At 49.2% G+C, this 22,294-nt stretch carries 20 protein-coding genes and 3 pseudogenes; 11 read left to right on the forward strand and 12 right to left on the reverse strand.

Going from position 1 to position 22,294, the window contains the following annotated elements; translation table 11 throughout:
* Window positions 1–14: 14 nt before the first annotated feature.
* Window positions 15–608 (reverse strand): hypothetical protein, encoded by a 594-nt coding sequence (locus PsAD13_RS11785; RefSeq protein ID WP_153040883.1) that lies wholly within the window; start codon window positions 606–608, stop codon window positions 15–17.
* 98 nt (window positions 609–706) lie between these two features.
* The gene (locus PsAD13_RS11790; protein WP_063318289.1) at window positions 707–1,078 is read right to left on the reverse strand and encodes a toxin-activating lysine-acyltransferase; all 372 of its coding nucleotides are present in this window, start codon (window positions 1,076–1,078) and stop codon (window positions 707–709) included.
* Window positions 1,079–1,330: 252 nt separating this feature from the next.
* Between PsAD13_RS11790 and PsAD13_RS11795 the strand changes: the two genes are divergently transcribed.
* From PsAD13_RS11795 to PsAD13_RS11810, 3 genes are all read left to right on the forward strand, one after another.
* On the forward strand, window positions 1,331–2,608 hold the full coding sequence (locus PsAD13_RS11795; RefSeq protein WP_208986562.1) for an IS4 family transposase: 1,278 nt from the start codon (window positions 1,331–1,333) through the stop codon (window positions 2,606–2,608).
* 269 nt (window positions 2,609–2,877) lie between these two features.
* Complete coding sequence (locus tag PsAD13_RS28500; RefSeq protein ID WP_063318292.1) at window positions 2,878–3,390, forward strand: J domain-containing protein; 513 nt, start codon at window positions 2,878–2,880, stop codon at window positions 3,388–3,390.
* Window positions 3,387–3,977 (forward strand): hypothetical protein, encoded by a 591-nt coding sequence (locus PsAD13_RS11810; RefSeq protein WP_063318293.1) that lies wholly within the window; start codon window positions 3,387–3,389, stop codon window positions 3,975–3,977. Before PsAD13_RS28500 ends, PsAD13_RS11810 begins: the two co-directional genes overlap by 4 nt.
* Before the next feature lie 587 nt (window positions 3,978–4,564).
* On the opposite strand, the gene PsAD13_RS11815 is transcribed toward PsAD13_RS11810, so the two are convergent.
* Entirely contained in the window at window positions 4,565–5,362 is a 798-nt protein-coding gene (locus PsAD13_RS11815) for a dimethylarginine dimethylaminohydrolase (RefSeq protein ID WP_063318294.1), read from the reverse strand.
* A 109-nt stretch (window positions 5,363–5,471) separates the two neighbouring features.
* Between PsAD13_RS11815 and PsAD13_RS11820 the strand changes: the two genes are divergently transcribed.
* The 5 genes from PsAD13_RS11820 (at window position 5,472) to PsAD13_RS11840 (ending at window position 9,517) form a co-directional block, all read left to right on the forward strand.
* Entirely contained in the window at window positions 5,472–6,260 is a 789-nt protein-coding gene (locus tag PsAD13_RS11820) for an ATP-binding cassette domain-containing protein (RefSeq protein ID WP_063318295.1), read from the forward strand.
* A 2-nt stretch (window positions 6,261–6,262) separates the two neighbouring features.
* A complete protein-coding gene (locus tag PsAD13_RS11825) occupies window positions 6,263–7,042 on the forward strand; it encodes a transporter substrate-binding domain-containing protein (protein WP_193777048.1) in 780 nt (259 codons plus the stop codon).
* Between the two features lie 51 nt (window positions 7,043–7,093).
* A complete protein-coding gene (locus PsAD13_RS11830) occupies window positions 7,094–7,822 on the forward strand; it encodes an ABC transporter permease (RefSeq protein ID WP_063318297.1) in 729 nt (242 codons plus the stop codon).
* Window positions 7,815–8,588 (forward strand): ABC transporter permease subunit, encoded by a 774-nt coding sequence (locus PsAD13_RS11835; RefSeq protein ID WP_063318298.1) that lies wholly within the window; start codon window positions 7,815–7,817, stop codon window positions 8,586–8,588. Before PsAD13_RS11830 ends, PsAD13_RS11835 begins: the two co-directional genes overlap by 8 nt.
* A 197-nt stretch (window positions 8,589–8,785) precedes the next feature.
* A complete protein-coding gene (locus PsAD13_RS11840; protein WP_084404705.1) occupies window positions 8,786–9,517 on the forward strand; it encodes a TetR family transcriptional regulator in 732 nt (243 codons plus the stop codon).
* A gap of 82 nt (window positions 9,518–9,599) precedes the next feature.
* On the opposite strand, the pseudogene PsAD13_RS27290 reads toward PsAD13_RS11840, so the two are convergent.
* The 4 genes and pseudogenes from PsAD13_RS27290 to PsAD13_RS27295 all read right to left on the reverse strand — a co-directional run bounded on the left by PsAD13_RS27290 (window position 9,600) and on the right by PsAD13_RS27295 (window position 12,442).
* Window positions 9,600–10,367: pseudogene (locus tag PsAD13_RS27290) on the reverse strand (IS6 family transposase).
* Window positions 10,368–10,970: 603 nt separating this feature from the next.
* Window positions 10,971–11,600 carry a hypothetical protein gene (locus PsAD13_RS11850; protein WP_208986564.1) on the reverse strand — a complete coding sequence of 210 codons (630 nt, stop codon included), beginning with the start codon at window positions 11,598–11,600 and terminating at the stop codon, window positions 10,971–10,973.
* A 173-nt stretch (window positions 11,601–11,773) separates the two neighbouring features.
* A complete protein-coding gene (locus PsAD13_RS27800; protein ID WP_161831179.1) occupies window positions 11,774–11,944 on the reverse strand; it encodes a hypothetical protein in 171 nt (56 codons plus the stop codon).
* Between the two features lie 192 nt (window positions 11,945–12,136).
* On the reverse strand, window positions 12,137–12,442 hold the full coding sequence (locus tag PsAD13_RS27295) for a hypothetical protein (RefSeq protein WP_208981706.1): 306 nt from the start codon (window positions 12,440–12,442) through the stop codon (window positions 12,137–12,139).
* Between the two features lie 277 nt (window positions 12,443–12,719).
* Here PsAD13_RS27295 and PsAD13_RS28585 point away from each other — a divergent pair.
* The 3 genes and pseudogenes from PsAD13_RS28585 to PsAD13_RS28335 all read left to right on the forward strand — a co-directional run.
* Window positions 12,720–12,806, forward strand: a pseudogene (locus PsAD13_RS28585) (transposase); the annotation flags it as partial.
* On the forward strand, window positions 12,795–12,959 hold the full coding sequence (locus PsAD13_RS11865) for a transposase domain-containing protein (protein WP_343228957.1): 165 nt from the start codon (window positions 12,795–12,797) through the stop codon (window positions 12,957–12,959). The pseudogene PsAD13_RS28585 and the gene PsAD13_RS11865, both read left to right, overlap by 12 nt.
* Window positions 12,960–13,006: 47 nt before the next feature.
* Window positions 13,007–13,300, forward strand: a pseudogene (locus tag PsAD13_RS28335) (transposase); the annotation flags it as partial.
* Between the two features lie 700 nt (window positions 13,301–14,000).
* Here PsAD13_RS28335 and PsAD13_RS11875 read toward each other — a convergent pair.
* From PsAD13_RS11875 to PsAD13_RS11895, 5 genes are all read right to left on the reverse strand, one after another.
* Window positions 14,001–14,585, reverse strand: a complete 585-nt coding sequence (locus tag PsAD13_RS11875) for an RICIN domain-containing protein (protein WP_153040884.1) — start codon at window positions 14,583–14,585, stop codon at window positions 14,001–14,003.
* 304 nt (window positions 14,586–14,889) lie between these two features.
* A complete protein-coding gene (locus tag PsAD13_RS11880; RefSeq protein WP_063318301.1) occupies window positions 14,890–17,109 on the reverse strand; it encodes a molybdopterin cofactor-binding domain-containing protein in 2,220 nt (739 codons plus the stop codon).
* Between the two features lie 12 nt (window positions 17,110–17,121).
* Window positions 17,122–17,577 carry a (2Fe-2S)-binding protein gene (locus tag PsAD13_RS11885; protein WP_063318302.1) on the reverse strand — a complete coding sequence of 152 codons (456 nt, stop codon included), beginning with the start codon at window positions 17,575–17,577 and terminating at the stop codon, window positions 17,122–17,124.
* 256 nt (window positions 17,578–17,833) lie between these two features.
* Entirely contained in the window at window positions 17,834–18,889 is a 1,056-nt protein-coding gene (locus PsAD13_RS11890; protein ID WP_063287392.1) for an MBL fold metallo-hydrolase, read from the reverse strand.
* A 1,176-nt stretch (window positions 18,890–20,065) separates the two neighbouring features.
* Window positions 20,066–22,294 carry a molybdopterin cofactor-binding domain-containing protein gene (locus tag PsAD13_RS11895; protein ID WP_063318303.1) on the reverse strand — a complete coding sequence of 743 codons (2,229 nt, stop codon included), beginning with the start codon at window positions 22,292–22,294 and terminating at the stop codon, window positions 20,066–20,068.

The following is a 22,294-nucleotide window of genomic DNA, read 5'->3' on the forward strand; positions in this document are numbered from 1 at the left end:
AATATGATTATAAATTAGTTTCGATCATCAATGACCTCTACCTCCCGCCCCTTCCATTCCTGCACTCCTAAGGCTTTCAAAAAATCTAGAGCGTACTGAGTACATAAAACATCTCTGGTGTATGAATCACGCCACATAAAGCCATCGATCATTTTTGAAGTAGCAACCACACGCCGGGCACCTATTGATGCATGTTTACCTAGGTACTTCTCGCGTACCGCCGAAGCTAATTTTAAATCTGAAAGCTCCAAGTCATAGCTCGGCTTCATAGGCAGCAACGTTGCAATAAAGTGCTCGCCATCCCAAGGTTTCACCTGACGTTTAGAATCTATGACTTGCTTATGGGGTGTGAAATCGAAGAGGTTATCATCTACCTTACTGATGGCTTCGACAAAGGTCGTATCAACAACTACATGAGGCATTGGAGTGCTAATAAAATCACCAATTACGTGTGATTTGCTCAAAGGTTTACGACTCCCACTGGCATGGATCCAAAGAGAGGCTATCTTAGCTTTGCTATCAGCAGTAATTGGTCCAGCTGCCGACCAAGTATTGCCTCCAACTTTGTATTGGGTTTCTTCTCGAGGATCCCAGAGGGCATCGCGCATGCAAGACGGATCACGATCTTTCGCAAGCGACCAGGCAAAACCAGAGTGAGTGTCACACCCATAGTTGGGTTCTAGAATAAAACACTTCATCACAGCACCTACTTCTTCAACTCACTGAGGAACTTCTGCTCAAAGACGGTGGCAGGATTAAAAGGAGACACGCAGTCGAGGATGACAATGTTGTTACCTGAACGCCATTCTTTGACGTCCAGTTTCTTTTCACCGTTTTCAATGCGTTCTTTAACTTCGTCACTCACCGACGCCCAAACCAGAAAAGCAACTGGCTGATTGCCTTTGGAGTAAAGCTTGAACTGGCGCAGCAAGAGCGCAGGCGCAATCCGTTCTTCGACAATGCGAATAGGCAGATCTTTGTGTGCTTCTGACATGGTCATCAACCACACAGCCTGCCCCATGGTTGAGGCAAAGGTTTGCGCATCCACTGCGCTTAAGTCAGCTTTTTTTTCAGACATCGAACTGCCTTGAGTTGAGTAAACATTTCCAGCCTTTGATTAGTCAATAAAAAGCACAACTGCAACCTACACTTGCTGCGACCAAAACCAGAAATCCAATGATCGTGTTTACAAAGCTTACCTTGCGCAAACCAGTTTTGAGAATGGCTGTACCAAGACGCAACTAAAGGCGGCAGACAGAAAGCTCCATCTTCTTGTGGAATCAAAAAAGTCATTGTGGACCTTTGGAATCATTGTGTGATTCACGAGGTGATGACCTCTGCTCCTCTTTTGTCATCTGAATGGGAAGTGGCCCTGACTTCTCTTCCCGTTAGCCTCGACTTGGACCAAACTGCCATCAAGTGTGGCGCACTCAAGCGGCGACGAGAAATCTCAAGCGGTAAAGATCTGCTGCGCCTCGCTTTTGCTTACGGGCCTTGCGGCATGTCCCTTCGCAGTACTGCTGCCTGGGCTTGCATGTCTGGACTGGGTAAACTCTCTGATGTCGCGGTGCTCAATCGCCTCAAGGGAGCAACACAATGGCTGGAGTACATCGCAGCTCAGCTGCTGGCAGATACCAGCCACGCAGATTTCCCGAGCGGGTATCGTCTGCGCCTGATTGATGGAACCACCGTGTCTGCGCCGGGGAGCAAAGGGACAGACTTTAAAATCCATGCCAGCTATGATCCCGCCACTGCACGCTTTGCTCATCTTGAAATCTCAGATGGTCGTGGAGCAGAATGCCTGACCCGAAACCCGGTTAATCCGGGTGAAATCCACATTGCAGACCGAGGGTATGCCTTTGCGAAAGGCTTGCATCCCATCATCAGTAATGGTGGTGATTTCATAGTCCGTGCCGGTTGGCGAAAGTTCCGCTTATTTCATCCGGATGGCTCGCGGTTAGATCTGTTCTCAGTTTTGTCAGAGGCCACAAATGCTGTACCCATTGATCGTCAGGTTATCATTCAAGGTCGCCCAAAAGCCTATGACGTACCCGCTCGTCTGATTGCGATCCGCAAACCACCAGCAGCGTTAGAACAAGAGAAAAAGCGCCTGCGCCGTATCTCCAGCAAAAAAGGATCAAAGCTAACATCAAAATCTCTGATTGCCGCCGAGAACATGTTGCTGGTCACGTCCCTCCCGAAAGAAGACTTCAACACGGCAAGTATTGCGGACCTCTATCGGTTGCGATGGCAGATTGAACTTGCATTCAAGCGCCTGAAAAGCATCCTCCACATCGACTGCTTGCCTGCAAAAGACCCGGCGCTAGCAAAGTCCTGGCTTCTGGCCCACCTCATCCTCGCCCTCCTGATCGAGCGTAAAAGCGAGGACCTGCTGGCAAACGCGCCCGATGAAGAGAGTAAACAGAGCCGCAACCCTTCCACCTGGCGCATATACAAACTGCTGCGCCAATCATTGATCTCAGCTATTCAGGTTGTTTGGGACTTGAGCAGCATTACACTTCATGGCTACACGTTCTGGAGAACCATACGGGAGCCTCCAAGGAGACGAAAACGCCAACAAGTTCCAAGACTTCCATCCTTAAGTTAGCGCCTATGGGGCTTCGCCCCATCGCTGGAGCAAGGACTAAAGCCGCTTCGCGGTCTCCAGACCGGTCTCCCCATCCTTCCTTAGTTTTGCTAGTGCCGGCTGACCGGCACCGCAAACCTGCGTGCAGGACTCGACCTGCAACTGCAGGTCGGCTTTCGCGCTCATACGCTCAAGTGGGTGATACCCCTCCGGCCTTCCGATCCTTGCACCGCTCCCCCCGCTGTCTTCGACAAGAAGAAAGAAACGGACCTCAAGCGGGAGCAAAACACATGATAATCTCAGACGCCCTTTCAATCCTCGGCTTGTCTTCAGGTGCCAGCCAGGACGAAATCAAAGCGGCCTACAAAGCAGCGGCCAAAAAATACCATCCAGATCTGAACCCAGACGCCAGTGCTGCTGGTGACGAGATGATGAAACTCGTAAACGCTGCTTATGATGCTCTAAAGAATGCCACCTGCACCGAAACTGAAGAGGCCACAAACAGCAACTATGGGGAAGAACTCAACGCGGCACTGAACGCGATCATCAATCTGGATGGATTGGAGATTGAAATTTGCGGTTCGTGGATCTGGGTGAGCGGTAACACCAAGCAACACAAAGACGCCCTGAAAGCAGCCGGTTTCAAATATGCATCCAAAAAGAAAAAGTGGAACTACCGCCCTGCAGCTTGGCGTTCTAGCAGCCGTGGCCGGTATTCAATGGACCAGATCCGCGAACGTCACGGCAGCGTTCGCCCATCCAAAGCGCATTTTGGTTATGCGTCTCTTGAGGCTGCAGCGTGACCCTTTCTGATACAGTCATGCCAGTTGCAAAGCTGCTTTTCGAGGGAGAGGGTAAGATCCTCTCCCAAGATCACCTCGTCACCGTTGAATCTCAGGTGGGAGCTTTGGTTATCAGGTTTTTTTCAAGCAAAAGACGGATAGTTGTGACGGCCCACTTGCGTCAGGATTTGGGAGAGAGCCATTATTGGCGAGACTTGAAACCGCATGCCACGCCTGATGAGAATGTTGAGTTGCGGCGAACCTTTGCGCCAGGACGATTTACGACACAAACTCAGCAAGTCCTTTCTCAAATCAACCGCGATATCGTCACACCCGCACTTCCCCGAGCTTATAAAGCGTTGGCCGAAGTCGCAGAGCACGAGCGAAAAAAACGGAAGAATGCAGAGACAATAAACCGAGCTGCGCCCAATGAAGCTGAAATCAACATGTTTGGCAGATACAAGCTGACAAAAGCCATTCGCAAGTTTGATCCTCAAGCTAGTGGGTCGATTGAAGTCAGGGCAGACAGCGAATATTGCGAAGTCGAAATCCGGAGCTTGTCACTTCATAAAATGGAAAAGCTCGTAGCGTTTCTCAATGAGGATTGAAAAGAGAAGGCGAGGGGAGCCCTCGCCTTCTTGTAACCCGTGAAACGACTTGAGCTAGTTGTGGGAGAGTAATAAACTATCATACTGACGAGTACTCCAAGCAGCAGAAAACTGCCGATACAAATTACCTTTCAAAAAATAGAGTTACATACTGGCCGCAGTGCAGGCTCTCCCGGCAACTGTTTTTTTAGTAATAAAGATTCATACCGAAGAGCCCCATTGCAATTATACGCCACACGATTTGCCTTCGCGGGTGCAGCAAATCGCTTGTGACCATAAGCTGACATTTGAACTAAATATAGCTGCTTACTGCCAGTACATGACTTCAACCACAGGTCGATTTTAGTCAACTTGTTGCTGAGTGATCAAGACAGACATTAGCGCCGTCATTGGAGGGAGCGTGTCCCAATACTGTTGCAACTTTCAAATGAGCGTGCCTCAGCATAATTCAAAGACTTCGAAGATAATGTGTTGAATGGAATCCGTTGGCCGGTTAACGGAAACATAGATTAGATTTGCCTAAGGCGTAGAAGTTGAAGAAACACTGTGTCTCCATCATAGGCGACACAGCGAAGCAATACTTTAGTTTACATCATTGGTGGTGAGAAACGTAGTGATAGGCATGACATGCCGCCGTCTAGTTTTGCAGCTTCGGTATTGCCAATCTTGCGGATGTTGTAGCCTTCTTTTACCAGAAGTTCTACGGTTTTAGGGAAGCCATCCGGCATCAGCACAAGATCGTTAAATCTGATGGAGTTAGCGCAGGCTTCTTCACCATCTGCGGTATGCAGGACACGATAACCTTCAAAACATCCAGATGCATCCAGACGCTTCGTGGAAAGGATGGTTTCCTCATCTAGCAAAGAACAATCGGTTTTGAAGTGGAGAACACCTTCTGGAGTTTGTAACTCACGAACCTGGTAGTTCCACGGGGCAACCATTTTGCGCAGTTCTTCGATCCCTGCCGTGTCGGTTCGTGCCGATGTGCCGATGAGAATTTCACGTTCGGTAATGAGGATGTCCCCGCCATCAATAAACCCTTCGCCTTGAATGGTGAGCACTGTACCATACAGTTTTTCAAGGTTTGGGATCATAGCTGCAGCTTCTCCTAGACGGCTTGAAGCACCGGGGCGCATTGCGATAGCAACCTCTGGCAGGCAAAGCGCAGCATCTTCAACAAAGACAGAATCAGGAAATTCTTCCATTGCATCAAGCGTGATGATTGTCGCTCCGGTGGATTCTAATGCGGCCACATAGTCATCGTGATGCTTGAGGAAAACTTCGTGATCGGGTGCGCCAACATCCACCGCACGAAGGCCCTGTGTGATGGACTGACCCGGTGTGCGAGTGATCGCGTGGGTGAATGTGTAAGAACGCTTAGTCAAGATTTTCTCCCTGTTTTGCGCCAATTTCAGACTGAATCAATATTAGTATTGACACCTAGTTTATGCGCATGCATAAATTTATTCAATCGTATAAATTGGGAGAGGCGCTTTGCCGGGCCGCGATAAACAACCATCACCAGTCATTGAAGTGAATGATCTGCATAAATCCTTCGGGCAGCTCGAAGTCCTGCGGGGAATTGATCTCGTCGCCCGACCTGGTGAAGTGATTTCGCTGATTGGGGGGAGTGGCTCAGGTAAATCGACTACTCTACGTTGCCTCAACCTGCTTGAGACACCAAGCAGTGCTGAACTACTCAAATTGCTTGGCGAAGAAGTCCACTTAAAATTTGACAAGCAAGGAAACCCAGAAGTTTCCGATAGACGCCAGCTGCGCCGGTTACGCAGTCGCTTAGGGATGGTGTTTCAGAGCTTTAATCTGTGGCCGCATATGACACTTGAGCAAAATGTAATGGAAGCTCAGGTGCAGGTGCTGGGACGGCCCAAAAATGAAGCACGCGAAATTGCACATCACTTACTTGAGCGTGTTGGCCTCACTGAACGCCGTGAGATGTATCCCGCGTATCTGTCAGGTGGTCAGCAACAACGCGGCGCTATTGCACGTGCGTTGGCCGTCGATCCGGAGGTCATGCTCTTTGATGAACCAACATCCGCCCTTGATCCTGAGCTGGTGGGTGAAGTTTTAACAGTAATGCAAGGCCTCGCTGAGGAAGGCCGAACCATGATCATCGTCACGCACGAAATGAAGTTTGCTGCAGAAGTTGCCGATAAAGTGATTTTCCTCAATCAGGGGCAAATTGAAGAACAGGGAACACCTGAAGAGATCTTTCAGGCCCCAAAGTCCGAGCGTTTAAAGCAGTTTATTCAATCTATCAATTAATACTGGGAGGGAAAATGAAGATCAAATCTACTCTATTCGCGCTTGCTGTTGCTGGGTATGCAACAGCGGCAGATGCAGAGCCTGTTCGCGTTGGCATCGCAACAGAGGCTTACCCGCCATTCTCCACGCCGGATGCAACCGGGAACTACACCGGTTGGGAGATTGATATCATCAATGCAGTTTGTGAAGAGGCCAAACTGGATTGTAAAATCGTTGCATCCGCGTGGGATAGTATCATTCCATCTTTAACTGCTGAAACTATTGACATTATTGGCGCATCTTTGAGCATTAATGAAGAACGCCTTAAGGTCATTGATTTCTCCAATAAGTATTATCAGACCGGCGCATCTATCGCGATTGGTAAAGGCAGTGGTGTTACTCCAAATCCCGAGGGGGTTTCAGGCAAAATCATCGGTGTACAGTCTGGGTCTGTCCACCAAGCATACGCTTTAAAACATTTCCCAGATGCCAAGATCCGTGAATATCAAACTCAGGACGAAGCTAATCAAGACCTTTTTGCAGGTCGGATTGATGGCACGTTAGCCGATGTTTTAGTTCTCGACGAGTTCCTGAAATCGTCTGAAGGTGAGATCTGCTGCGGTGACGCTGGCTTGGTTGCAGCAGACGTTTCCATTCATGGCCAGGGAGTTGGTTTTGGTCTTCGCAAAGGCAATGACGAGCTGAGATCTCATCTCAATGATGCCATTGATGCAATCCGCGCAAATGGCACCTACGATAAAATCACTGCCAACTACTTCAACTTCAATATCTTCGGTGAATAAGTATCGGATTGCCAGTAGAGGGGCCTCCCTCTGCTGGCTTGGGAGAACTGTATGGCAACTAACTATCGGGAAATGAGTGCTGCCGAACTGCTCTCTTTGGAACCTCCGGGTTGGGGGGGAGTTTTGTTGGATGGACTTGTCGTATCTTTGCAAGTTGCCTTGCTTGGGTATGCGATTGGTATCGTGATCGGTCTTGGGGGTGCAACACTGAAGCGGTCTGGAGGTCCAGTCGCTCGGGATCTCATGTCCGTTTACACTACCTTTGTTCGTGCCATCCCTGAGCTGGTCTTAATCTTGTTGGCCTACTTCGCACTACCTGAATTGCTCAACAATGTGCTCTCAGTCGTTGGATTTGGCAGGATCGAAATCAACGGTTTTGCTGCAGGTGTGCTTGTTATAGGGTTTGTTCAAGGCGCTTATGCAACCGAGGTTTTTCGTGGTGCCATAGCCTCTGTACCGGTTGGGCACATCGAAGCTGCGCACAGCTTTGGTATGCATCCGCTACGCATATTCCACCGAATTACAATTCCTGAAATGCTTCCTGCTGCAACTCCGGGCCTCTCAAATTTATGGCTGATCGCAACCAAAGACACTGCATTGCTAGCGGTTGTTGGCTTTACAGAATTGACCTTGGCGGCGCGTCAGGCATCTGGTGCAACAAAGCATTATTTCCTGTTCCTGCTCGCAGCTGGTGGATTGTACCTTATGGTGACATTGGTCTCCGCACAGCTTTTTAAATGGTTGGAAAATCGCGTGAGCCGGGGAACGCGTTATGCCTGAGCAAACTCTTATGAAGCCTCATCGCTTGATTATGGTTCTCGTCGCTGGAGTGCTTGTGTTGACCTTCGCATTTATGATGGATTGGGCTTGGCTGCCTAAATATAGTTCTGAGATCTTGGATGCGCTTTGGATCACCATTGCGTTGCTGGTGAGCTCGATCGTTGCTGGCTTTTTGCTTGCGGTGCCGATTGGGCTTGTGCAAGTCACTGGACCTCGCCCGCTGGCTTGGGTCGCGATGAGCTTTTGTACACTGATCCGCGGAACGCCAATCTTGTTGCAGATGTGGGTTCTCTATTACGGTTTGGGATCTTTATTCCCCTACATGCCCGGATTACGACAAAGCTGGCTCTGGCCTTACCTGATTGAGGCGTGGCCTTATGCGTTTGTCGCTCTTACATTGTCGTTTGCAGGCTACGAAGGTGAAGTAATGCGAGGTGCTTTTAAAGGCGTCCCTCGCGGAGAGCTAGAAGCAGCGCATGCCATCGGAATGCATCCATTTACAATTTTACGTCGCATCTGGTTGCCAAGGGCAGTTCAACGTGTACTACCAACCTTGGGTGGGGAACTTATATTGCAACTCAAAGCGACGCCGTTGGTTGCAACCATTGCTGTTGTGGACGTTTATGCGATCTTTGGGCGTATTCGCCAAGAGACGTTCATCATCTATGAACCGCTGCTGATGCTCGCGCTGATCTACCTCATACTTGCCGGCGGCATTGCATTTGCATTCCGACTTTTGGAAAACAAGCTTCCTGCAAGAGGGTGATAATGGAAAATGTGCTCAAACATGGATGACCACAACTAAATTCACCAAAGAAAAGTTGAAATCTAAGGATTTGGTGCCACGCCTCTTTACTAGGATAAGTTGAAAGCAAAAGATCATTTTGATATCTTTGAACTTATTGCGGTTTCATATGAGCCAAGTTTTCATCAAGGCTTAGTCAGTCATGATAGATACGTCTGATGGGTGCACGGCCTGGTAATAAAATTAACTTCACGGCCACTTGTCTCTTTCCCATGAGTACAAGTTGCTGGTTTTTACTCTTGGGTATGCTTACAGAAATGCAGGATAAATCTGGAAAAATCCGTCAGGAAAACACAGATACGAGGCGAGCTGATCTTATCGCCGCGACTTTGCGTGTTATTGCCCGTGGAGGTGTCCAGTCGGCCACCGTGCGAGAAATAGCTAGAGAAGCAAACGTCACTCAAGGGCTTATCAGGTACTACTTTGCAAAGAAAGATGAGCTCATTGCAGCTGCCTATGAAGCGTACATGGGCAATCTGGTCCACATTGCAGATGAAGCATCTCGCGGTGAAGAGACTGCCGCCGAGCGAATGTCCAACTTTATTAAGGTCTCTCTGGAAGAGCCAGTTACAAGCCATGACTCCATTGCTATATGGGCTGGCTTCTTCGAAACCTTACTTCACAACAAGGATATGACAGAGAGCCACGAACGAAGCTACAACCTGCTTCGCTTGCACCTGAAAAAATTGATTTCTGATGTTTTGTTTGAAGCAGGCAGGATAGTGAGTGAACAAGAACTCAGACGCCTTAGCATAGCTGGAAATGCGATCCTGGACGGTCTGTGGCTGGAAGGCGGCGCTTTACCTCACGTTTTTGAAGAGGGTGAGCTGGTGCAAGTCGGCTTGGAGTGCTTCAGCTCATTATTGCGGACCGACCTTCTGGTGTCCTGAGATTAGGCTCCTAAAAACGAAACAAGGGTTCTGTTGCAAACATGTCTTAGAGCGCAATTTGTGTGACTTCAGGGCTATCTTATTAGATTTTATCGCTCTGAAGATGGTTTTCGAGCATGATCATGGCTTCAGATAGAGCACTTGAGCCAATTCCGAAGGCCCGCTCAACGAGGCGGGCTTCACCCAGAGCATCATTTGAGAAATTGAAGGCACCAGCCTGACCTTTGCGCAGAGCCCGCATTACTTCAAAGCCTTTGATCGTCGCATAGGCGGTCTTCATGGTTTTGAACCCGCGTACAGGTTTGATGAGCTGTTTCAGCTTGCCGTGATCAGCTTCGATGATATTGTTCAGATACTTCACTTGGCGATGTTCAGTGTCCGTGGGGCATTTTCCTTCTGCTTTCAACTCGGATATAGCAAGGCCATATGTTGGGGCTTTGTCGGTGTTGATAATATTGGGCTTTTCCCAGTCTTTAAAGCCACTCAAAGCTTTACCTAGAAACCTCTTGGCAGCTTTGGCATTGCGAGTGGGAGAGAGATAAAAGTCGATAGTATTGCCGAACTTGTCTACGGCTCGGTAGAGATAGGCCCATTTCCCACGAACCTTTATGTAGGTTTCGTCGACCCGCCAACTGCAGGAGGATAGACGCCGCCATTACCAACGCAGTCGCTTTTCCATCTCCGGGGAATATCTCTGGACCCATCTGTAAATTGTAGCATGATCAACGCGAACGCCGCGCTCAACCATCATCTGTTCAAGGTCACGATAACTGATGCCGTATCTGCAATATCAGCGAACCGCCCATAATACCACTTCACCACTGAAATGACGGCCTTTGAAAGCACTCATAATATCACCAAACCAACATTGAATGATGTCTCATCGCAGCCACCGACAATTTTTGCAACAGAGCCTCTTAAAGCGGTTCATATCATTGATCCACAGTGAAAAAATGACTGGTGAAGAGGCTATCGAGCAGCCTATTCTTTCATGTCGCGAAGCAGCTACCCGTGAAACCGAGTATTGCATCGAGCATCGCTTTATCTCGCGACGCGAGTTTAAACAGCTAACATCGTTAATCGTTGCCGCACGAGAATCGAGTAGCTTATCGGTGTGAGACTTATTCGCTCTCCGAGAATAGTCCCAAGGTGCTGGTGGCTTCTCAAAACCAATCTCTAGTATCTCTCAACGGTGCTCGTAATCTCCCGTTGCGAGAGATCTCAACCGTTGATGGAAACGCTCCAATGTCCGGTGTTGGCCCGTAGCAGCTGATCGATAATCATAGGTATTGGCCCTGATCACTAGATTAAGAGTCAACGATGAGGCAAAACACTCCTTTATTCAAATCTGCAAGCCTGTTCCATAGTAGCTGATGAAAGGCAGGCGAAATTCAAATCCGTCTTAACGGGACCTTACGAGCAAACCTTTTGATGGAGGCGGGCACTCAAAGGCCTAATCTCGTTCGAGATCATTTTTTTTCATGTGCTTACTGAGGATTATCATGGCTGTGTCGATTGCTTTGCGTACGTCTTCCAACGGCGTGTCAAACTTGACCATTTCGATAATGCCCTCAAACACCATCATAAAAAACTGAGTGAGAGCTTCGATGTCAACATCGTCATTCAATTCCCGGCGATGGTTTTTTAATCTGCTTCGAATGTCTTCTGCCCACATGGATCGCAGCTCAAGATATTCTTCACGCAATTCTGGATCATATCGGGCGATATCTCCAACGGTAGACCAGAACAGATTGCCCTCCATTTTGTATTGAGCAGCACACAGTTCGGCAAAATCCATCAACATGGAATGCATGCGTGAAAACAGGTCTGAGAACAATGCGGAACTGGAACGAACTTCTTGGCTAAACCGCATAATATACCATCGCATTGCAGGAGCGACAGGGTCTTGATCACCCTTAAACTGCATTTGAAGCGCTTCAAGGCATACGCCGGACCGCTCGCTAATAGCTTCTAAAGTGAGATTGGAGCGGCCGTTTTCAAAGATCAACTCAAAGGAGGCGGTAAAGACTTTTTCCAGAACTTCGGGTGTTATCTTACCCTGTAAGGAGCTTCGTTGTGTCATTGTCCTGCTGATTGTCGGTTGCCTCAAGATACTGGTATCTAGCCTTAAAACGCGAACTTTCAGCAAAAGCAATTAATACAAAGCGGTTCAATTTGCTCCCAGCAGGCTGGCCTTTGATGGCGCTATCAAAGGCCAGCCTGAATTTGTCCGCGCTAGTTTTCTCCAGCCGCACTTTAAGTGTGAAGCATCGCGGCTTGTTTCCATTGTGGTAAAGCGTTGATACGGTGGAGTTGAGTGTCGATTTCGGAACGTTGATGATGAGGTGGAACGATGAGATTGCGCAGGCCGGAGAAGACTACCAGAAATCTTTGAAGCTGGCCTGACGATTTCAACTTTTGCTCCATTGTTCACTCCTAATCTAGTGATCATACAGACCCATGAAGGACTACCCGTTAAGGTACTCAGAAGGCCCGTTATGTAGACAGCAACAACCCTTGATGGAATCTGTCGAATGGCAGCTGCTGGCCCTCTGCTAGCGGCTACTGCGTCCTGCTTTATCATTGCCTTCAATTTGACTAGCCTTCGCGCAAACAGATCTACTTCCACTTTATTGAACAACCCATGCTCGGGATCTGATGCTTCAGTCCGCAGCCGGTTTTGGCAACCTGACGCATGGCATTGAGAAGTTCTGGTGTGCGGTTGGTTGGGTCGGTGAAGCCAGCATCATCCAAGCTGCCACAGTATTGCAGCTCACCCTTGTCGTTGAAACCGAAGAAATCTGGCGTACAAACTGCATTATAGGTGCTGCCAACTTCTTGAGCTTCATCGACCAGATAGTCCCAACTGGACCCAGCGTGTATTTTGGGCGTTACGAAGAACAACAAGGGAACATTGAATCGCATTCACCCGCTTTGGTGATTTTGAACTAGTAAGATGCGAACTTTGCTACCGTTCGCAGCACCGCGAGAACTGAGGTAAGCGAGAGCCTGTTGCCAGAGATGAGGGCGAACACTGGACATTCGGGTGTTTCCCTCAAGGGTTGCTGCTGTCAAAATAATTGTTTTTAATGTCTTGGTTAGGAGGCGTTGATGGATCTTTGCGGTCACATGAGTATAGTGCCTGTAGTGCCCAACGGATCACAAAAGGCTACTTTGCTCATGGCCCTAGCTTGATAATGGCCAGCTGGAACTGGACAATAATTCTGCTGAGCGCGCATTGAAGCCTTTGGCTCTGAGAAGGAAAATTTATCTCTTCATGGGATTAGAGGGCGGAGGAAAAGCTGCTGCCATCGCCTCAACCTCATTGAAACTCAATGATGTCGACCTGCAAGCCTGGCTCACATGGGTGCTGGCCTATATTGCTGATCATAAAATCAATTGCATTAACGATCTCATACCATGGTGTTACGCTGCTAAATAAGCATAACTGAAGTCCTAATCAATAAAAAGGCCGGGGTCACCGGACGCACACTTTGGGAAAACGGGTAATGCGAGAGCTTCAACGGGCGTATGCGCGACGAGCTACTGAACGGTGAAATCTTCTATTCCCTCCTTGAATCTCAAATCATCATCGAATGCTGGAGAAAACACTACAACACCAAACGACCCCACAGTGCTCTGAGCTATCACCCGCCAGTCCCGGAAGCCACCATTCAGATGGATCAAAGGCCAACAATGCACTCACTTTCAACTCGGATCACTCCAATGGGGCTGCTCAGTCGCAGAAATGTTGTCGGAGCACGACATAACCTTATCATATGAACCATCTGCCAGTGGGGCATCAAGTTTGGCCCAGCTTACAGTCATCGGTTGCGACGCAAAAGAGCACAAAGCTCAGATATCTTAATGATGTTGTGATCAAGTTCAAGGGCCAGCGATGCTATCTGTGGCGGGCCCTTGCTCTAGATGGTTACATACTGGATGAGACCCTTCAAAAACGACGCAATACCATGGCTGCTAAACGTTTAATGACATGTCTGTTACCAAGGTAGGGATTTGCTCCAAAACGAATTGTTACCAACAAACTCGGCTCTTATGGTGCGGCAAAACACAAAGTGATGCCAGCTGTTGAGCACCTCAGCCATAAGGACTTAAACAACCGCTCCGAGAACTTGCGTTTGCCCTCGCGAAAACGAGCCATGCAAAAGTTCAAGTCGCCAGGCCAGCTTCAAAGATTTCTGGAAACATTCTCCGGCCTGCGCAATCTCTTCGTTCCACCTCACCACCAACGATCTGCAATCGACACTCACCTCTACCGTATCAACGCTTTTTCACAATGGAAACAAGCTGCTGAGCTTGAAGCATTAAAATGCGTCTGGAGAAAACTATTGCGGCAAACTTCGGATTAAGTTGATAGCGCCAAATTGCTGACTACAAGATCAGGAAGGGCCAACTGAGCCAAAAGGGCATTCCAGCGATGTTTGCGACAGTACCCTTCGAAGTATTGGCTGCGACATAGGTATTATTCTGTTTCTTGCTCAAATTCTAACCAGACTGATCGACTTTCGGGAATATCTTCGCAGGTATTCAGATTTAGGGTACGCCAGCGATGATCTTCTGAAAAGGTGCTGTCAGAATCTGCGCCAACCTCGAAGCAAAGCCCCGTGCCAGTTAATTCAATACGCCCATCTGTACGATGTGTGAAATCTTGTAAAGATGCCCGCACAAAAGGATATTGCGCGATATCAACTTCATCAGCACAATGTTTGATCATCAGCGGGGCACCAGGCAATGTTCTCCCATTCAAACCAACCGCTGTCACGCACCCCCGATAAGCAGGAAAACGAATGGCACCAGGAGAGGAAAAGGTAACGGCCTCGTCTGCATAGAAGCCCGGCCGTTTGCAATTATGCACATTTAACGGCATGGTAAAGTCTACCCAGTTGCCCGACCCGGCCACGTCAATACAATAACCGTCCTGCGGTCGATCAAGACGATCAGCTAAATAAAGATAACCTGCTTCATCACGCCAATCCTGAGCGTGCACCGTTATTGGCAAAAGTAAAATAAAGGCTAGTGTCCAAGGCATCACTGCAAGTGTTCTCATCAGGTGTCTCCTATAGGCGAAACTTTATTTCGGGCATCTGTTATGCAATGCTCAAATGGATGTGCATCACACGTGCCCTTCAAGTTTCACCAATAAATGTTGCGATCTGTCGAGTTTTCCTCATCAGTACGGATTACAGTTTGGACGTGTTCTGGCCAAAGCTCTCCGCTATTCAACTAATGAAGGCATAGGTTGGTCTGGGTATGTGAAAATACCCAAAATTAAATGCGCGTTGCATTTTACTTCGAGCCACAGTTCGACAATCTCTAAAACCTATTGGCTTAACTCCGTCAAAAGAACTCAGTTAAGTCATTTGCTTCAGGATCTTTTCAGGCCGCAGTGGCAAATCACGAACGCGAGCGCCAGTTGCGTCAAAGATGGCATTGGCAAGTGCTGCAGCAGTAGGCCCCTGTGAAGCCTCACCTGCTCCAACAGAGGGCAAGTCTGGGCGGTCAATCAAATGAAGCTCAATGACCGGGGACTGCGCGACACTCATGATTGGGTAATCCCACCATTCGGTGCTGGTGACGCCGGTGTGATCGTAAGTCACCTCTTCCATCAAGGTCCAGCTCAGGGATTGGATGATTCCGCCTTCGATCTGATTAAGCACGCCGTCCGGATTGATTACCTGACCGACATCTATGGCTCCAACGACCTTCGATATGGCTACCTCGCCATTCTCTAAATCTACGTGTACGTCGACGACAATTGCGAAAATGCCCGATGTATTCCGATAGCGTCCAAATGCGAAACCACGTCCAGTGCCCTTTTTGTTCGAACGACCAGACCAATTAGCTTCTTCTGCAACTTTTTCGACAATCGCCCGATAGCGCGGATTGCTGAGGTGCTGCAACCGGAACTCAATCGGGTCCACATCAGCATTAAAGGCAACTTCGTCCATAAAGCTTTCCATAGCGTAGTGATTGGAATAAGCTCCCAGACTGCGCATCGCTGAGACACGTAAAGGCATCTCGGGCAGAAGGTGCTTTGTCAGCCTCTTGTTCGCGATATCATAGATCGGATCACTGTTACGATCCGCCCCGAACATAGACGCTGCGCTTTGAAATGCATAGGGTTGCAGATCGCTGTTAGTAGACCAAGCGGGCATGAGGCCACTACGATTACCGCTGCTCATTTGGGATTGCAAACCTGGACGCGCAATATGAGCACCTGACCAGAGCGTGTGCTCATAGGAGCGCAACCTGTTGTTGGAATCAAGTTCGGCAGCAATTTCAATACGCATTGCCGTGCCAAATGGTGAATGAGCCAGCTCATCTTGACGCGACCACATCACACGTACTGGTAAATCGGTTGCGCGGGCTAAGAGCGCTGCATCCATCGCTACATCATCTGCACCATTATGGCCATAACATCCGGCTCCATGGGCATGAATGAAACGCAGGTTACTCTCAGCCATCCCTAGTACGTTTGCCATGTCACGCCGGGCTGGGTAGACACCTTGCGTATGCGACCACACCGTTAGGATGTCGCCATCAAGCTGAGCAATCGCACAAGATGGTCCGATCGAACCATGGGCATGAAAAGGACGATAGTAAGATGCTTCGAAACGCTCGCCACCGGCAGAGTTAACATCGCCAACCTCCAGAAAAACACTGTCGAATGACGGCAGCGTTTTAATCCGTTCAGGCAACTCCTCCAGCGGTGGTTCAATGGGCGGGATGTCCCAGCTTGCACCTTCGGCCAATACTTCAGCTGCAGCCACAGCTTGTTCTTCACGTTCCGCAATCACGCCGAGAAAACTACCATCCCGTACAACTGAGATCACACCGTCCATTGCACTGACGGTGTCGATGGATACATCCACGAGTGTGAACTTCGGTGCTGGGGGGCGTACGATGCGGCCATGAACCATGCCCTCTAGGCGAATATCGACGATGTAAGAGGCTTCACCGTATAGTTTGGCCGGTAGATCAGCCCGTTGCTGGGGCGTACCCACAAACTTATGGTCTGCTGGACGCTTTGGTTGAGCATTGCCAGAGATCGGGATATTTATTTCCAAACCACCGACCAAAGCCCAATAGGTTATGTGACCGCCGTCCGGAGCGATCACCTCTCCATCTTCGACACGGATGTCCACCAAATCGGCGTGGAGCCTGCCCGCTGCCATCTTGACAAGATGACGGCGGATTTCGGCACTTGCGTAGCGTAATGTCATACCACTCGACTGTATCGATGCGCTGCCTGCCGTATACGATTCATCTGGTGACCGGTCAGTGTCTGGATTGATCACCTTTATGCGCGCAAGATCGACATCCAGTTCCTCTGCAACGATTTGCCCAAATGCAGTCTGAATTCCCTGGCCAAGTTCAGCCTTGCCAGAGGACACATAAACGCTGCCTTTGGGATCTATACGAATCCAGGCATCAACTGTCGATTCATTTGGGCGTCGCATTTCTCCCTGAGCAGTACGGATGGAAACCGGCAATGCGAAATAGGCGGTGAGCCCCCCAATGCCGTGTAGAATGGAACGTCGAGAAAGTGATGCTGTGTCAGGCTTAATCATGATTAGCCCTCCTCAAATCTGCACTTGAGCACGCTTGATTGCTTTTAGCACACGCGCCTGTGCCCCGCAGCGACACAAAATACCATCCATGCCCTCACGGATTTCTGCATCACTTGCGGCAGGATTGTTCGATAGCAGTTCGGTAGCCGTCAGGATCATCCCATTACTGCAGTAGCCACATTGTACAGCCTGCTCAACCAGGAATGCTTGTTGAAGCACTGAAAGAACGCTGTCGGGCGTCTGATCTTCGAGCGACACCACCTCGGTGTCGGCAACAAGCGAGACCGGTGCGATACAGGACCGTACGGCCTGACTATTAACAAGCACAGTACATGCACCACATGCGCTGGCACCACAGCCAAATTTAGGGCCGTTCAGAGAAAAATCATTTCGTAAAACGTAAAGAAGAGGGGCATCCTCATTCACGCCAGTAGTAACTGAATTTCCGTTGAGCTGGAATCTTATCATTGTGTTTCTCCTGTCTGAAACGCCAAAGGCTGGCTCCTACAATTTCGATGAGATTCCAAAACAGCCTATCTAACAATTTCAGCACTAACCGGAGGGCCCATAAGGCAGTCTTCCTTGATAGCTATGATGCGATTGATAGAGGTTGTAAAATCGCTCCCATCAACGGTAAAGCGTAGGTGCTCGGTGAAGACGACCTAACGTAGTTGATCATGTTTCTCTATATTTCTACGTGCTTTGTCAGAGAGGATGACCGGTACTAATCAGAGGAGCCAACACCGATCATGTCCAGCGGCTGGCCTACATTGAGCGTGATAAAGCTAGAAGGGGACAGTTGAGCCTCACGCTTGGCTTGTTCCAGAAGTTCAACCGGCTCAACGCGCGCTTCTGCACTCAGTTGGAAGGTTCCATAATGCATTCCGATTGACTGTTTTGCTCTTAAATCCATGTGTGCTTTAACAGCCTCAAATGGATCAAGGTGCACTGGCTTGAATAAATGCCTAGGTGCATAGGCACCTATTGGCAGAAAGGCCAAGTCAACAGGTCCAAATTGTTCATATGTTCTCTTGTAGTGATTGGCGTAACCACTATCACCGCCAAAGTAGATATTCTTGCCACCAATCTGCATAAGAAACCCGCCCCAGAGAGTGGAGTTTCTATCAGTCAATGTACGACCTGAGAAATGCTGCACTTCAAGAAACCAAAGCTTAAAATCATCTGACACTTGCGCGCTATCCAGCCAATCTAGTTCATTGATGTTGTCAGAGGATGCCAAGCGACTTCCCACCCCAAGTCCGGTATATATTTTGGGGTTGTCGCGCTTAATCAACTGATTTATGGATTTCAAGTCCAGATGATCATAGTGATCATGACTTACGATAATTACGTCGATTTCTGGTAGATCCTCCAGAGCTATGCCCGGTTTATGAACCCTCTTTGGGCCAGCAAAGGAGATCGGGCTGGTTCGTTCTGAAAACACTGGGTCAGTGAGAATATTGAACCCATTTATCTGGATAAGAAAAGTTGAATGGTTGATGAAGGTGACGCGTGCGTCCTTGCTATTGACTCTGTCTTGCGGGGACGGATCTGTAATCGTTTCCACCCATTTCGGCCATTTAGCTCTTTCCGTGTCAGAGGTCAGCCCTGCCCAGGCTACTTCCCAGAAGGAGTGAGTTTCGACCAGACTGTTATTCCTAAATGCTCCATCTTTGAAATTCAAAGACCCTTGCTTGTGATCTTTTTGAGTAGCCGCACAAGCTGTCATGAAAACACCTACCAATACGAAAATTACTGCCGTAAATTCAATGGGTCGCATCCATAAGTTCCCCGTTCAAAAGATACCCAGCCAAACATAGGCGACATCTGGTCCGGCCTATTTAGCGCTGTGAGCGTGCGCGATTCATGATGGCAAGTTCTCTAGAAAATATTCCATTTGATCCTGCAACGTTGCTGCCATTGGATGCACCTGCAAAACTTCACAGAACAACGAAAGGGTGAGCAGCAGAGGTACGGACATCCGCGTATCCTTTTTTACATGGTCATACGGCTGCTACAGGTTGTCTAACTTATTACCGCATAAGTTTGGATATACTTGTCTGGAATACTTTTCTTGTCAAGTAATCTATTCAAAGATAGGGATTGCGAAGGCAAAACTAGATCTACCACCCGAGAAAGAGCGTCTAAACATAAGGATGGCCTATCTGTTACCGCTTAAAGCAGAACGCCTTCGGCAAATGTTGCAGGCTGCTGTTATGGAAGAATGTAAACTGACACTTTCAGAAAAGAAATGCTTGGGCGTGTTTGCCAGTCTGGAGCACCTGTGACGATGAGTGAAGTTTCACACGCCTTGCTGCTCACCGAAGGAGGCGCGATCAAGGTCATTGGTCGTTTAGAAAGCGCGGCCTTGTTACACGACAACGCTCAAGCAACGGTAAGCAAGTGGTGCTTATCAACATCACGGAAGCTGTCATGACTGTGTGCGTCCGATGACCCCAGCCTTTTTATCAATTAAGGCTTCAGTTACGCTGATTTAGCAGCGTAACACCATGGTATGAGATCGTTGATGCGATTGATTTTATGATCAGCAATTTGAGCCAGCAGCCCTGATCCCGGGCACCCGCGCTCGATTGGCCCGGAGGGCAGCGGTGCCTGAACAACTTCCTCGCAGCATGAACACGAAAGGCTCTCCTCGTCGACACTGCTAGAAACAAACCCTGTTTCTGTTGTATGCATTGATCTCCCTTCAAGCATGGGATTGTAACGGTGATCATTCAGCCAATAATATAGCCGTGTTTTTCTTGTGCCATGGCGCCTGGCAACCTGAGCGACGGGCAAACTTCCTTCCAGCGCCTGCTGACAAAACTGGAGGAAGAATAGAAGATCAAATCCTATCGCGTCAGGTCGACTTCACCGAACGCTCACGAAGTAAGTCAGGCAAGATATTGTAAATCAACGGGTCCTGGGCCTAGCTTCACTCTATTATTCACTCTGATCAACCCTTCGTGTTTATTGTGGCAACAAGATCATCCTCATCTATTGGCAGTTTACTCGCGCGATATCCTGTTGCTGCGCGGATGGCATTTACGAGAGCGGGAAGTGCAGCAATCAACGCGGCTTCACCTACACCAGATGGCGCCACAGAAGGGTCACTGATGAGTTCAATTTCAAATTCTGGCGCGTGGTCAATCGTCGCAATCGGATAGTCGAAGAAACCATAAGCAGAAATCGAACCATCATCGATAGGCGCCCCTTCGACCAAGACTTGCCCGATGGCCATCATGGTACACCCTTCGATCTGCGCCTTGACTTGATCAGGGCTGAAAACAAATCCGGGATCAAGCACACAGTAACAACGATCGATGCGGACTTGTTCGCTCTCTTTCTCATAAGATACGTCAAAAGCCATTGCGACATGGGTTTCCTCGGCAAAGATTGCAGCGGCGTAACCGCGGCCAACCTCTGCGTCTTCAGGAAGCGGGCGAGCGGCGCACATGGTTTTCAGCTTTGTCAAACACGTCTTGAGACGGTCTTGTTCCGGGCCAAGATTTTGTATCCGTAGCAAAATTGGATCCAGATTGAGTGTTCGCGCGAGTTCCTCAATCGCCGCCTCGACTGCAAGCGAATTGGGCGTCGCGCCAAGTGAGCGCCACTGGCCAACATGGAAAGGAAGTTTGACGTCAGTGAATTCGATGCGGCGGCGATCAACGGTATAGAATGGATTTGAACCTATAGTGGCGCCTATGTCGTGAAACAGTTTCCGAACGAGCGACAAGCCCCCTTCAGGTAATAAAAAATCGTTGAACATGACGTGTCCGCTGACGAAAGCGTGCCACCATTCGGTGATTTTCCCATCGTCGTCTGCTTTGATCCGAACCCGATGAGACGATGGCGGACGCGTACGGTCTGCGAGGAACTCGTCACGCAGCGACCACACCACCTTGACCGGTCGATCAACCTCTCGTCCAAGGAGCACGGCATCGCGGACAACATCATATGTTGCGCGCCCACCAAAGCCGCCCCCCACACGCATGAGGTGAACCGTTACGCGGTCTGTTGACCACCCAAGTTCCGCTGCTGCCTTCTTTTGATTGACGAACATGTCCTGTGTGCCCGCCCAGATCTCGACTACTTCTCGCCCGTCCCGCTCACTAAATTGAATAACCGCAGAACGCCGTTCAATCGTCGCATGTTCGACAATTGGCAAATCCTGACGTCGGTCAACTGTCCAAACCTGATCCTGAGCGACATCATCGTTTTCGAGGATGCTCTCAAGTTCCCCAGCTGAAAGAGCGATATCAACATCAATCATCGCGTCGATATCTTCTTGAGTATAACTTGATGGGCTGTCCCACTGTACAGTCATCTGCTCGAGTGCAGCGTCAAGAACGCTTGGCGTTTCCGCGACAATGCCGGCAAAATTACGCTCTTTATCGACCACGACCTTGATGACACCGGGCATACTACTGACGCCACCATCATCAACATCAACGATCTGGGCACCTGCCATGGGGGCTGGAACGCCGCGCCCATATGTCATGTTCGGCAAACGAACGTCGAGTGCATACACCTCTTTGCCGGTTACAATATCGCGCCCTTGAACCTGCAAAGCAGTTTTGCCAACCTGCACCTTCTCCCTGCCTGGATCAAACGTGTAAGAGGTCGCATCCGGGAGGTCCCCAAGATCGATCACTTCGTTTGTTCCTGTGACAATATCAGCGAAGGTCACGATTTGATCTTCCGGGGTAGTAAAGCCGCCTTTAGCATCGCCAAGAGCATGGGCATCAAGGCCAACTTGCTTGGCCGCACGTTGTCTCAGCTCTTCACGAAGACCAGCAGCAGCTTCAGCCAGAGGACGGGCGTTGTTACTGGTTCCCGAGCTTCCTACGGTGACCTGAAGTCTCGCTACGTCGTTTGTTGAGGGAAGCGAGACTTGGATATCCTCAACATCAACATTTAGCTCTTCAGCTACGATCTGGGCTAGGCCGAGGGATGACCCTTGTCCCATTTCGTGCACGGGGCTTAGCATTCTTACAGTGCCATCCAGGTCAACTTTGATCCACGCTGTGCCCTCCTCAAAGTCTGGTGCGCGCATCGACGCCATTACTGGCGCGAACTCTCTGCCCACAAAATAGGTGACGGTTAGACCCGCTGCTGTCCAACCAGCAGCTTTCAAGAAACCACGTCGTGTGAAGTGCCGCTTTTTTTGTGTAGTTGGTTTCAT

The organism is Pseudovibrio sp. Ad13 (assembly GCF_001623225.1).
In the GTDB taxonomy this organism is placed as follows: domain Bacteria; phylum Pseudomonadota; class Alphaproteobacteria; order Rhizobiales; family Stappiaceae; genus Pseudovibrio.